12 protein-coding genes are annotated in these 12555 nt (G+C 61.2%); 8 read left to right on the top strand and 4 right to left on the bottom strand.

Annotation, left to right across the window (positions count from 1 at the left end; genetic code table 11):
• Positions 1-73: 73 nt before the first annotated feature.
• On the bottom strand, positions 74-1006 hold the full coding sequence (locus tag ARC39_RS17160; protein ID WP_068116077.1) for an AEC family transporter: 933 nt from the start codon (positions 1004-1006) through the stop codon (positions 74-76).
• A gap of 98 nt (positions 1007-1104) precedes the next feature.
• Complete coding sequence (locus ARC39_RS17165) at positions 1105-1926, bottom strand: ABC transporter permease (protein WP_068116078.1); 822 nt, start codon at positions 1924-1926, stop codon at positions 1105-1107.
• A 134-nt stretch (positions 1927-2060) separates the two neighbouring features.
• Between ARC39_RS17165 and cysQ the strand changes: the two genes are divergently transcribed.
• From cysQ to ARC39_RS17205, 8 genes are all read left to right on the top strand, one after another.
• Entirely contained in the window at positions 2061-2861 is an 801-nt protein-coding gene (gene cysQ, locus ARC39_RS17170; RefSeq protein ID WP_068116079.1) for a 3'(2'),5'-bisphosphate nucleotidase CysQ, read from the top strand.
• Complete coding sequence (locus ARC39_RS17175; protein ID WP_068116080.1) at positions 2858-3658, top strand: 3-deoxy-manno-octulosonate cytidylyltransferase; 801 nt, start codon at positions 2858-2860, stop codon at positions 3656-3658. Before cysQ ends, ARC39_RS17175 begins: the two co-directional genes overlap by 4 nt.
• 213 nt (positions 3659-3871) lie before the next feature.
• On the top strand, positions 3872-4765 hold the full coding sequence (galU, locus tag ARC39_RS17180; protein ID WP_068116081.1) for a UTP--glucose-1-phosphate uridylyltransferase GalU: 894 nt from the start codon (positions 3872-3874) through the stop codon (positions 4763-4765).
• 34 nt (positions 4766-4799) lie between these two features.
• The gene (gene galE / locus ARC39_RS17185) at positions 4800-5783 is read left to right on the top strand and encodes a UDP-glucose 4-epimerase GalE (protein WP_068116082.1); all 984 of its coding nucleotides are present in this window, start codon (positions 4800-4802) and stop codon (positions 5781-5783) included.
• Positions 5783-6820: a glycosyltransferase family 2 protein gene (locus ARC39_RS17190; protein ID WP_068116083.1), complete on the top strand. Its 1038-nt coding sequence runs from the start codon at positions 5783-5785 to the stop codon at positions 6818-6820. The genes galE and ARC39_RS17190 overlap by 1 nt, the downstream gene beginning before the upstream one ends.
• Positions 6821-7037: 217 nt before the next feature.
• Positions 7038-8048: a glycosyltransferase family 2 protein gene (locus tag ARC39_RS17195; RefSeq protein WP_068116084.1), complete on the top strand. Its 1011-nt coding sequence runs from the start codon at positions 7038-7040 to the stop codon at positions 8046-8048.
• Positions 8045-9745: a DUF5927 domain-containing protein gene (locus tag ARC39_RS17200; RefSeq protein WP_068116085.1), complete on the top strand. Its 1701-nt coding sequence runs from the start codon at positions 8045-8047 to the stop codon at positions 9743-9745. The genes ARC39_RS17195 and ARC39_RS17200 overlap by 4 nt, the downstream gene beginning before the upstream one ends.
• 3 nt (positions 9746-9748) lie before the next feature.
• Entirely contained in the window at positions 9749-11179 is a 1431-nt protein-coding gene (locus tag ARC39_RS17205) for a hypothetical protein (protein WP_068116086.1), read from the top strand.
• Positions 11180-11208: 29 nt separating this feature from the next.
• Here the strand turns inward: ARC39_RS17205 and ARC39_RS17210 are convergent, their stop codons facing one another.
• On the bottom strand, positions 11209-11670 hold the full coding sequence (locus tag ARC39_RS17210) for a PTS sugar transporter subunit IIA (protein ID WP_068116087.1): 462 nt from the start codon (positions 11668-11670) through the stop codon (positions 11209-11211).
• Positions 11671-11707: 37 nt separating this feature from the next.
• Positions 11708-12286, bottom strand: coding sequence for a ribosome hibernation-promoting factor, HPF/YfiA family (gene hpf, locus ARC39_RS17215; protein WP_068116088.1), 579 nt, complete (start codon positions 12284-12286; stop codon positions 11708-11710).
• Between the last annotated feature and the right edge of the window lie 269 nt (positions 12287-12555).

A 12555-nucleotide genomic window follows, 5' to 3' on the forward strand; every position in this document is an offset into this window, starting at 1 on the left:
AAGGATGCTCGAACTCAACCGCAAGACGGCCGGGCACGCAACCGCCCACGGTGCCCGTGGGGAGTGCCACCCATCAGTGCAACAAAACGACAATGGCACCGACCGTGACTGCGCCCGCAAGTGTTGCGGCCCCCATGGCGGAGGATGCAACGCGCTCCGCACCATGACGGGCCGCAAAGATGGGATAGATCGCCAGCATCGGCACGCAGGCGAAGATCAGGCCGCCGATCGCGAGGTCGGTCGGCACGCCCGGAAGAACAAGAAGAGTTCCGAAAACCGCCGCCGGGTGAATCAGCAGCTTGGCAATCACAACCGTCAGAACCGGCCCGCCAACCTCGGTGACACGGGAGAGCGCCATATTCCCGCCGACCACAAAAAGCGCCAGAACCGGAGCGGCGGCAACGATCAATCCGCGCGTTTTCTCGAACGGCGCCGGCAGACCCAGCCCGCTGGCCGCGCACAGCAGACCCACCGCAAGCCCGATCAGCACGGGGCTTCGGACCATGCGTCGCAACGTGTCGCCAACCGCCTCGCGGAAGCTCATCGGGTGGGTTTGCGCAACAACATCGGCCATGGTGGCTGCAAGCGGAATGGTCAGGACATTCTCCGTCATGACGACCCATGCAACGAGCATGTCCACACGGTCCGGAATGAGGATGAGCGCAATAGGCAAGCCAAGGAAAAGACTGTTGGAATTTCCCATCCCCAGCGCGATGACCCAGGACCGTCCCGGGCCGAACCCAAAGAAACGCCGCATCGCGAGCGCGCCCAGGAAAATGACCGCGAAGGACGCGAGACCGTATCCGGCAATGAACTGCCAGTTGAAGTCTTTCGGACTGCCAACCCTCGAGACCGCGGAAGCCACGAGAACCGGGATACAGATATAAAGCGTGAAACGGCTGATGTGCGGCAGCGCATCCGCCGAAAAAAGGCGGCTGCGGATAGAGAGGTAACCGAGCAGGATCAGAAGGTAGATCGGCAACAGCGATGCAAGTGGTGCGAACACGGGATTTCCTTTGGGGAGAAGGCACGCCCATTTGACCCCTCAGCCCGACAGACGCAAGGGTGGCCCCCACTAGCGCAGGTCAGGGCACCGACCTGCGCCTATCGCTTGGCCTGCCAACTCAACGATGCGTTCTTTCGGGTATAAAACTCCCCCAGCAGGCCGATGAAAATCAGCCCGACACTGACACCAATCGGGTAGAGGATGCTTGAGTAATGCGGATTGTAGTTGAGGAAGATGAACCCGCGACACTGATCGATCGTGTGAAAGAGCGGATTCCAGGCGAAGAAGCTCAGCATGTAGCTCGACATCTGGTTGGCCACGAACATCTTTCCTGAAGCGATCATGTTGGCGCGGGAGTAAACGTTGGTCAGTACCTTGACGAAGCCGGGAAACCAGGGCTTGACCGATAGGAAGATCAGGCCGATCGCGACACCGGAGAACCATGACAAAAGAACCATGCCAATAGCGCCGGCCGGCTGGTGGATATGCACCGGGTTGAACGCGACGTGGTAGATCGTCAGCACGACGATCATCGACAGAATCTGGATGTAGAGCGAGGCCAGCGCCGCGGCGGCAATCGCGACAGCGGTGTTCATTGGCGCATGTTTCATCATCGGAGAGGCCGGCCCCTCCGACCCCACCACGGCGCCCATGGCCTTGGTGTGGGTCATGAACAGGAAAATCCCCGACATGATGTAGAGCATGAAATCGCCCCGGATGGCCGCCCCACGCCAACCGATCAGCTCGTACATGAGGTAGAAGGTGAGCACGAATATCACCGTCTGCATCATGTTCATCATCAGCCCGACCAGCGCGTTCCCGTGGTCCTTGCGCAATTCTCGCACGGTCGCGTGATACACGAGCTCCGCCAGCCGAGTGGCTGAACCGATGGGCGATGTGGCAGTCGTGGCTCGGAACATGTGGGGTGAATTGCCGCTGTTTCGCCGGGGTTCGGGACTTTCTCGCACGGAAATCTTGCCGTTCCCTTGAACCGTGACGATAAGGGGCGCGATCAGTCATTGCAAAGAATTCGCCTGCTTCAAGGAGACCGAGTATGGATTATGACCGCCTGACCACAGTTATCCGGCGCCTGGCGCTGGAAGCGGGCGACCGGATCATGGAGATCTACAACTCCGAGGATTTCGAGGTTCGGGCCAAATCCGACGACAGCCCGGTGACGGAGGCCGACGAAGCCGCCGATGCGTTGATTGCCGAGGGATTGGCAGAGGCATTTCCGGGCGTCTTGGTGGTGACGGAAGAACAAGCGGCGTCCCACAGCGAGAGTGCCGAGAGCTTCCTGATCGTCGATCCGCTTGATGGAACCAAGGAATTTGTCAAGCGCCGCGGCGAGTTCACCGTGAACATCGCCTATGTGGAAAACGGTACGCCTGTGCGCGGTGTGGTCTATGCCCCCGCCAAGGGGCGCCTGTTCTACACGGATGCCTCGGGGCAGTCGGTCGAGGAGACCGGCGAGTTCGGCAAGGACGAGGCCGGACCCGTGAAACCGATCAAGGTCACCGCTCCGGATAACGCGGCATTGATGGTCGTGGCTTCGAAATCGCACCGCGATCAGGCCACGGACGATTACATTGCAAAGTACGACGTGAAGGACATGACGTCCGCGGGTTCATCCCTGAAGTTCTGTCTCGTGGCGGCCGGCGAAGCCGATCTTTACCCGCGGCTCGGACGCACGATGGAGTGGGACACGGCCGCGGCCGATGCCGTCTTGAGGGGGGCTGGCGGCAAGATGGTTCGCTTCGACGACCATACAGACTTCACTTATGGAAAGTCCGGCTACGAGAACCCGTTCTTCATTGCGTTCGCACCAGGTGTCGAGCTGAAGCCCGCCTCATGAGCGTGCTGATTGCCATCCCCGCCCGCTATGCCTCGCATCGATACCCCGGCAAGCCGCTGGTACCGCTGAAAGGCGCGAGCGGCCAATCCCGGACCCTGATCCAGCGGAGTTGGGAAGCTGCGATCGCCGTTGACGGCGTGGACCGGGTTGTTGTGGCAACGGACGACACACGGATCCGGGCGGAGGCCGAGGCTTTCGGCGCGGAAGTTGTCATGACATCTCCGGCCTGCGCCAACGGGACTGAACGTTGCGCCGAGGCGCACGCCCGCATTGGCGGCGACTACGAGATCGTCGTGAACCTACAGGGCGATGCTCCGCTTACCCCGACCTGGTTCATCAGTGATCTTGTCGCCGGGCTCCGCGCCGATCAGGAGGCGGAAATCGCCACACCGGTGCTTCGCTGCGACGGTCGCGCGCTTGCCAACTTGAAGGACGACCGCGCTGCCGGCCGGGTGGGTGGCACGACCGCCGTCTTTGACAGGTTTCAACGTGCATTGTACTTCTCGAAGGAAGTCGTGCCCTACACGGCAACTGTCTATGCACCGGAGGCGGAGACGCCCGTCTTTCACCATGTTGGCGTTTACGCCTATCGGGCGGCGGCGCTGGCCACATACCCATCGTGGCCGCATGGACCACTTGAGCGACTCGAAGGACTGGAGCAGTTGCGGTTTCTCGAGAACGGACGATATGTTCTCTGTGTCGAGGTTGAAGCGCGCGGGCGACTCTTCTGGGAGCTGAACAATCCGCAGGATGTGCCGCGATTGGAAGAAATGATGGCAGAGATGGGTGTCGATTGACTCACCGTTCGGCAATCGTCGCGATAACGGCGAAGTTTTGCCCCATAGCGCAAGTATGTGTGCATGTGTCGCTGCCATGCGGCGGCTGAGCACGTGAACCCGCAGGCAAATACTTGTAGGGTTCACACCTGTATTGTGCCGTACCGATAGGGCGGTGTCATGCTGGGCGAAATGGGTATATCGTCCGAATGTAGAATGAAAGGGAATAGGTTCATGCAACGAAAGGTCACTAAGGCGGTGTTTCCGGTGGCTGGGCTGGGGACGCGGTTTCTGCCGGCGACAAAATCTGTCCCGAAGGAAATCATGACCCTGGTGGACCGTCCGCTGATCCAATATGCGATCGACGAAGCGCGGGCTGCCGGTATTAAGGAATTCATTTTTGTAACGTCGCGCGGCAAGAGCGCACTGGAGGATTATTTCGACACCTCCCCGGAACTCGAAGCATCCCTGCGGAAGAAGGGCAAGGACGAACTGCTTGAGGTGCTCCAGCAGACCAACATGGAAAGCGGTGCCATCGCCTACATCCGCCAGCACCGCGCCCTCGGTCTTGGTCACGCGGTATGGTGTGCTCGCCGGTTGATTGCCGACGAGCCCTTTGCGGTAATCCTGCCGGATGACGTCATCGCGGGAGAGAAGTCCTGCTTGCAGCAAATGGTCGAAGCCTATGAAGAGACCGGCGGCTGCATGGTGGCGGCAATGGAAGTTCCACCGGCAAAGGCTTCGGCCTACGGGATCCTCGATATCGAAAGCGAGGACGGCGCCAAGGTGAAGGTCAAGGCCATGGTCGAGAAGCCCAAGGCAGAGGACGCGCCGTCCAACCTCGCCGTGATCGGTCGCTACATCCTGACGCCGGACGTCATGGAGAACCTCAATCGCATGAAGACCGGCGCGGGTGGTGAGATTCAGCTAACCGATGCCATCGCGGACGAGATCGAGGCCGGACGGGGCGTCTATGGCTACCGCTTCCGCGGCCAGCGCTTCGACTGCGGCTCAAAGGCGGGTTTCCTGCAGGCGACTGTGGCCTTTGGCCTCGCTCGCCCGGATCTTCGCGAGGAGTTCTCCGAATACCTTGCCGAGATGGCAGCATTGAAGAACGCCGCCCAGTAGGGCGGCGCGCGATCTGAACGGACTGGATCACGTCATGACCAAGATCCTTGTCACGGGTGGTGCGGGCTATATCGGCTCGCACGCCTGCAAGGTGCTTGCCCGCGAGGGCTATACCCCAATCGTTTTCGACAACATTTCCACCGGCTGGGAAGAGGCGGTCAAGTTCGGTCCGCTTGAGAAGGGCGATCTTCTGGACCGGGCGCGCCTGGACGAGGTGTTCGCCAAACACAAACCGGATGCGATCATGCATTTCGCCGCCCTGAGTCAGGTCGGCGAGTCGATGCAGGTCCCGGGCTGGTACTGGCGCTCCAACGTTCTGGGTGCGGTAAACCTTTGCGAAGCGGCCGTCGAGGCCGGTTGCGCGAAGTTCATCTTCTCCTCGACCTGCGCCACCTATGGCGATCAGGACGGTGTCGTGCTGGACGAAAACTCGTTGCAGATGCCCATCAACGCCTATGGCGCGTCGAAACGGGCCATTGAGGATATTCTCGCGAATTTCGGCGAGACCTTCGAATTGAAGCACGTGATCTTCCGGTACTTCAACGTCGCGGGTGGCGACGAAGCAGCGGAGATCGGCGAGTTCCACCGGCCCGAGACGCATCTCATCCCGATTGTGCTCGACGCGGTGGACGGCAAGCGGGACAAGCTGACCATCTACGGCACCGACTACGACACGCCAGACGGCACCTGTATTCGTGACTACGTGCACGTGATGGACCTCGTGGAGGCGCATGTTCTGGGTCTGAAGTGGCTGGAAGCCGGCAAAGACAGCCGCGCCTTCAATCTCGGTACCGGCTCCGGCTTCTCGGTGCGGGAAGTCATGAATGCTGCCGGGCAGGTCACCAACCGCCCGGTTCCTTACGAGGAAGGCGACCGGCGGCCCGGCGACGCCACCCGTCTTGTTTCCGGCAGCAGTCGGGCAATCGACGAACTTGGCTGGAAACCGCGCCGTTCGACAATGCCGCAAATGATCGAGGATGCCTGGCGCTGGCATCAAACCGGTCACTACGAGAAGTGATGACCGGGCCGGACGACCGGCCGGGAGTGACCTACCCAGCAATCCCGCCGTGGATGGGATACCGGATGCGGTGGAAGCGGCGACGCCTGCTGTGGCGGGCGATCCACGCACGCCGTGCTCTGCGTCCGGTCGCTGACCGAACGTCGCGGATCAGCGCCAAGGGCGTCCTTGCGTTCACAACCATCCGCGACGAGGCGCAGCGTCTTCCGCACTTCCTGACCCATTATCGCCAACTTGGCGTTTCGCATTTCCTTGTTGTAGACAACGGGAGCGCGGACGGCAGCACAGAATTCCTGGCGGAGCAATCCGATGTCTCCCTGTGGAGCGCCACGGCAAGCTACCGGATGTCACGGTTCGGCATGGATTGGCTCGGCTGGCTGCACTGGCGCTACGGTGGCGGGCACTGGTGCCTCACGGTGGATGCGGACGAACTTCTCGTCTATCCAGGCCACGAGTTGCGCCCGCTTGACACCCTCTGCTCGGGCCTGGAGGCATCCGGAAGACAGGCGATGGGCGCGCTGATGCTAGACCTCTATCCGCAGCGTCCGCTGACAGATGAAGCGTGCCGCGCCCCCGATCCGTTGACGGGCCTCCACTGGTTCGATTCCGGCCCCTACCGCACAAGCCGCCGGCCGCGCGACCACGCATTGAAGGTACAGGGCGGGGTTCGGGAACGGGTGTTCTTTCCCAATGCGCCTGAACGAGGCCCCACGCTCAACAAACTGCCTTTGGTCCGATGGAACCGCAGTTACGTGTATACGAACTCCACCCATGCCATGCTGCCGCCCCGGCTCAACCACGCGTACGACGGGCCGGGTGGCACGGTTTCATCCGGCGTCCTGCTGCATACGAAGTTCGCGCCGGGCATCCTGAAACGCTCGGCCAACGAGAAATCGCGCCGCCAGCATTTCGGCCAACCGCACAGGTTTGACGGGTATTACGACGCGATTCTTCGCCGCCCGTCGCTTTGGTCCGAAAGCTCGATCCGCTACGACAACTGGCAGCAACTGGTGGAACTTGGGCTCATGTCGGAATGACGGGGGCATACCCTTCCGCGTTGTAGGTAAAACGCGACAGTTTACCGCCGCCCCGCCAGCGCGTACCAATGTCTAAAAGCGAAGAGCATAGCGACAGGCACCACTTGACCCGGTTTGAACTCGCACAAATGAAAGCCGCCCGCGCAATTACAATGAAAGCGCCTGTTAACCCGGGGCCGCCATTGTCGCGCCATCGAAGACACGGACCGCCACCCACTTGAGTATCGTCGAGTCATATCGCCTGCGCTTGCGCCGCCAGCGATACCGCCTGCGCGCCCAACGCAAGCGCCGGGAATTGCAGGTTGTTGCCGACCGTACCCACGCAATTCGGCCCGAGGACGTGCTGGCCTTCACCACGCTGCGCAACGAACGGGTGCGCCTGCCGTATTTCCTCGATTACTACCGTCGGCAGGGGATCGGGCATTTCCTGATGGTTGACAACGGGTCTGACGACGGGTCCCGCGCGTTTCTGGCCGAGCAGGACGACGTTTCACTTTGGACCACGTATCACGGCTACAAACGCGCCCGGTATGGCGTGGACTGGCTGAACTGGCTACAGCGCAAGTACGCACACGGCCACTGGACTCTCGTCGTCGACCCGGATGAGTTCTTCGTCTACCCGTTCTGCGACACCCGTCCCATACAGGCATTGACCGGATGGCTGGATACCTGCGGTCTGCGCAGCTTTTCCGCGATGCTGATCGACATGTATCCGAAGGGCCAAATCGGCGCTGAAAGCTATATGGAAGGGCAGGATCCGTTCGAGATCGCGAGTTGGTTCGACAGCGGGAATTATTTCATCTCCCGCAACCCCGAGTACCACAACCTCTGGATCCAGGGTGGCCCGCGTGCACGCGCGTTCTTCGCCGACAATCCGGACGCAGCGCCCTCGCTCAACAAGATCCCGTTGGTGAAGTGGAGGCGGGAATACATCTACCTGCAATCCACCCATATGCTTCTGCCGCGCGGCCTGAACCGTGTCTATGACGACCACGGCGGCGAGAAGACGTCCGGCGCGCTGCTCCACGCCAAGTTCCTCGATACGCTTGCGAACAAGGCCAGCGAGGAACTGGAGCGCAACCAGCATTACGCGGGCGGGCGCGAGTATCGCGCGTATAACGAACATCTGCAGGACGGCGCCGTGCTCTGGAACAAGTGGTCCGAGAAGTACATCAATTGGCGGCAGTTGGAGATTCTCGGACTCATGTCCAAGGGGAACTGGGCGTGACCGTAGGCTTCATCATGCTGGTTCATACCGCGCTCGACCGCGCGGCACAGGTGGCGCGCCACTGGGCCGGAAGCGGCTGTCCGGTGGTAATCCATGCAGATAGCACCATCCCGGCGGCGACCTTTGACGCGTTTCAGGCTGACCTCGCGGGGCACGATAACATCCTTTTCGTCGCGCCCCGCCACCGTTGTGAATGGGGGACCTGGGGTATCGTCGGCGCGACAATCGACGCGTCGGAGCGGATGCTCGCGGCATTTCCAGACGTCACACACGTGTACCTGGCATCCGGCTCCTGTCTGCCACTCCGGCCAGTACCGGAATTGAACGCCTACCTCGCCGCGAGGCCCCATACCGATTTCATAGAATCCGCGACCATTGCCGATGTCGATTGGTCCAAGGGCGGATTCGACAACGAGCGCTTCACCCTTCGCTTTCCCTTTTCGTTCAAGCGGCAGCGCTTCCTGTTCGATCGCTTCGTTGAAGTCCAACGCCGGCTGGGGCTCAGCCGGCCATTGCCCGACGGGCTCGTGCCCCATTTGGGATCGCAATGGTGGTGCCTGACGCGTGCCACCCTGACCAACATCCTTGAGGACAGCAGGCGCGAGGAATACGAGCAGTTTTTTCAAAATGTCTGGATACCCGACGAGAGTTATTTCCAGACACTGGCCCGCAAGCATACGTGGCGGATCGAGAGCCGATCCCTGACGCTTGCGAAGTTCGACTTCCAGGGCAAGCCTCACACGTTCTATGACGACCACCTTCAACTGCTTCGCCGCTCCGATTGCTTCGTCGCGCGAAAAATCTGGCCACAGGCCGACCGCCTCTATTCCAGCCTGCTGTCGAATGACCCGGCGGTCACGAAGAATGCCGAGCCCAATCCTGGCAAGATCGACCGGCTCTTCGCGCAAGCCGCCGAGCGGCGGGTCCGGGGGCGACCCGGCCTCTATATGCAAAGCCGTTTTCCGCGCCACGACCGGGAGAATGGACGATCCTGTGGGCCGTATTCCGTCTTCGAAGGGTTTTCGGACTTGTTCGAGAACTTCGAGAGCTGGCTCAGCAAGACGACGGGGTGCCGCGTTCATGGGCATCTCTATGGTCCCGTACGGGCGGAGTTCGCTGGCGGCGAGGATGTTGCCAATGGATGCCTATCGGACAGTGCCACGCTGCGCGACTACAATCCTTGTGCCTTTCTGACCAATCTCACCTGGGCAACGCGCGGCGAGCGGCAGTGCTTCATGTTCGGCCCCGCCGACAACCAGTATCCGACAGCATTCATGGTTGGCGACCCACATGCGCAGATCTCGGTCATTACCGGCGCCTGGGCGATCGGGTTGTTCCGTGCTCAGATGACGTCCGAAGACGTTCGCAAGGAGGCGGCGCGCCTGCAACGGATCGAGCAGGGCCATGTGAAGACTCTTCGCGCCACCTGGGCCAAGGCCCGTATTCGCATCTGGTCGCTTGCGGAATTTGTCGAGGCACCGATGGACCGCCTGCAGGAAGTTCTCGACGAGATCAGCGGGCGCGGCGCCCGCCGCTTGACCGAGGCTCCGAGGTTGCGGGACCTGACGGGTTTCGGCCAGTTCCTGCAAGAATTGAAGAACGATGGCATGAACCTCCATGTCGCCGGGGACTTCCCGGCCGGGTACGATCCGGCGCCCTTGATCCCGGATCAACACCGCCGCTTCGTGGTGAAGTAGATCATGGCCCGATTTCACGGCTTTGTACTCTTCGCCGAAATGCGAACGGGGTCCAATTACCTGGAAGAGACGCTCAACCTCTTTCCCAGCCTCCAATGCCACGGCGAAGCCTTCAACCCGGAGTTCGTCGGGCAGCCGGGATGGCGCGATCTGTTCGGACTCGACAAGGCCACTCGAGACGCCGACCCACTGGAAATGCTTCGGCGGATTTCACAGAACAGCGAAGGTCTCGGCGGCTTCCGCTTCTTTCACGACCATGACACGCGCGTACTCGACAAGGTCTTGGCCGACCCCCGCATCGCGAAGATCATCCTGCACCGCAATCCGCTCGATGCCTATGTCTCCCTGAAGATTGCCGTCGCAACGGGACAGTGGCGATTGACCGACGCAACCCATCGCAAGAGCGCAAGGGTGAGGTTTGACCCGGCGGAATTCGAAGCCACGTTCGCCCGTCAACAGGAATTCCGAAACCGCGTGCGTCGCGCGCTGCAAGTATCGGGGCAGACGGCGTTTGAATTGAGCTACGAGGACACGGGACATCTCGATGTCGTCAACGGGCTGGCCGCATTTCTGGGTGAAACCCATAAACTCGACGCACTCTCCAACCGCCTGAAGCGACAGAACCCGGCTCCTCTCAGCGAGAAGGTCGAGAACTTCACGGAAATGCAGGCGGCCCTCGCCGAGATGAACCTGAGCGGCCTGACCCATGCCGACGCCGAAGCGTTCCGCCATGCGCCGGCGGTCCAGACTTATCTGGTCAGCCCCCGGACACCGCTCCTGTTCATGCCCCTCAAGGGCGGGCCCACCGAAACGATTTCAGCATGGTTGGCTGCGCTCGACGACGTCGGGCCCGACGAGCTGCGAGGCGATCTCACTCAGAAATCCCTGCGCCAATGGAAGAACCACAACAAGGACGGTCGCAGCTTCACCGTCGTTTCCCACCCGGTCGCCCGTGCGCATTCGGTGTTCTGCCGGTACATTCTTTCTACCGGACCAGGTAGCTTCGCCGCCATTCGGGCGCATCTGCGCGAGGATGTCGGCTTGCCTTTGCCCGAAAACGCGCCAAACGGCAGCTACGAGACACGTGATCACCATGCGGCGTTTCTCGGATTTCTGGAATTCGTCCGGCGCAATCTGTCGGGTCAAACGCGACACCGCACCGATCCGGCGTTTTCGACCCAGGCGAGCCTACTGCAATCCATGGCCGAGTTCCTCGCGCCCGATGTGGTCATTCGCGCCGATCAACTGGATCTTGGGCTGACGCAATTGTGTCAGCAGATTGGGCGGCGCCGGATGCCCGCGCCGCCGCGTAACACCGCCACGGATGTACGTCTCCTCAGCGCGATCTACGATGCGGACGTGGAAGCGGCAGTTCGCGCCGCCTACAACCGGGACTACATGGCCTTTGGCTACCGGAGCTGGTCCGCCGACTGAAACGGCCCTGCGATCCAGTCGTTGACCGGTCAGGCCGCCTGGGACTGCCCCTCCGTCAGAACCGTGTGCAGCGTCGTCGTATCGTCGTTCGCGCGCAGCTTCTCGCAAATCGCCGCGTTGCGCATCGTGCGAGAGATCAGCGCCAATGCCTTGAGATGGTCCACGCCCGAATTCTCGGGCGCGAACAGCGCGAAGACAAGATCCACGGGCTGGCGATCGACCGCGTTGAAGTCGATCGGCCGTTCGAGTCGGAAGAACACCCCGTGGACCTCATCCGCATCGGCCAGACGGGCATGCGGCAGGGCTATGCCATGGCCGACGCCAGTCGGCCCCAGGCTTTCCCGCTCCAGCAACGCATCGAGCGCCGCGTCGGCGTTAAGCCCATAGGCCGACCCTGCCGTATCGCTGAGACGCTGGAACAGCCGTTTCTTGCTGCTCGCATCCGATATCACCTTCACGGCGTCAGGTTTCAGGATGCTCGAAAGGTCCATAGTCCCTCCACTTGCCCCAGCTTGTGTTCAGGATGAATCAGCTTTGATCCGACGGATCGATCCAACCAATGTTGCCGTCCTCGCGGCGGTAGACCACGTTGACGCTCGTCTTGCCTTCGGGATGAAAGACCAGAACCGGTGCGCCGGCGAGTTCCATCTGCATGACGGCCTCGCCCACGGACAGGCTGGGGATCTGGGTCTCCATCTCGGCAATTATCATCGGCTGGAGCGTTTCAGGTTCCTGCTCGCCGACCCCATCCTCCGATGCGGCGAGGATATACGAGGCAGCGCCGAAGACTTCAACCGGCTCCTTGCGATCCTTGTAGTGGTCCTTTAGCCGACGCTTGTAGCGGCGAAGCTGCTTCTCAAGCTTCTCGCGGCAATCGTCGAAAGCCGCATAGATCTCGGACGCGCGCCCACTGGCCTTTGCGTTCAGGCCGGTCGAGAGGTGGACCGTCGTCTCGCAATGATACTCGTGACCGCGCTTCGAAAAGATCACCTGCGCGTCGGTGGGACGCTCCGCGTACTTCCCGACGGATTCGCCGAGTTCCGCTTTGACATGGGTCGAGAGGGATTCTCCGATGTCGATCTGGTGACCACTGATCTGATAGCGCATTTCGCCTCCTTAGGTTGGAGTTAGAGGTTCGCTCTCCTAGCGGAGAGCGACGCCGGATGAAAAGCTGAAAAACGCGAGGGGGCTTGGCTGGTCCGCCTCACTGTGTCGTCCCGAATGGGAACGAGACGGATGAGGCGGTAACTTGTAAGCAGTATGCTGTAGCATTCTTCTCATTTGGCGACGGTTCGACGCGCGATGTCAACGTCCGCGTGACGAAGAATCGTGCCGAACCCGCAGCCTGATTGCAGCCTATGCACAGCAAGGCGTCA

Source organism: Tropicimonas marinistellae, assembly GCF_001509585.1.
Lineage (GTDB): Bacteria > Pseudomonadota > Alphaproteobacteria > Rhodobacterales > Rhodobacteraceae > Tropicimonas > Tropicimonas marinistellae.

Coding starts and splice junctions, on each gene's coding strand:
- ARC39_RS17165 (WP_068116078.1), bottom strand. CDS start 1,926: ATGTTCCGAGCCACGACTGCCACATCGCCCATCGGTTCAGCCACTCGG.
- cysQ (WP_068116079.1), top strand. CDS start 2,061: ATGGATTATGACCGCCTGACCACAGTTATCCGGCGCCTGGCGCTGGAA.
- ARC39_RS17175 (WP_068116080.1), top strand. CDS start 2,858: ATGAGCGTGCTGATTGCCATCCCCGCCCGCTATGCCTCGCATCGATAC.
- galU (WP_068116081.1), top strand. CDS start 3,872: ATGCAACGAAAGGTCACTAAGGCGGTGTTTCCGGTGGCTGGGCTGGGG.
- galE (WP_068116082.1), top strand. CDS start 4,800: ATGACCAAGATCCTTGTCACGGGTGGTGCGGGCTATATCGGCTCGCAC.
- ARC39_RS17190 (WP_068116083.1), top strand. CDS start 5,783: ATGACCGGGCCGGACGACCGGCCGGGAGTGACCTACCCAGCAATCCCG.
- ARC39_RS17205 (WP_068116086.1), top strand. CDS start 9,749: ATGGCCCGATTTCACGGCTTTGTACTCTTCGCCGAAATGCGAACGGGG.
- ARC39_RS17210 (WP_068116087.1), bottom strand. CDS start 11,670: ATGGACCTTTCGAGCATCCTGAAACCTGACGCCGTGAAGGTGATATCG.
- hpf (WP_068116088.1), bottom strand. CDS start 12,286: ATGCGCTATCAGATCAGTGGTCACCAGATCGACATCGGAGAATCCCTC.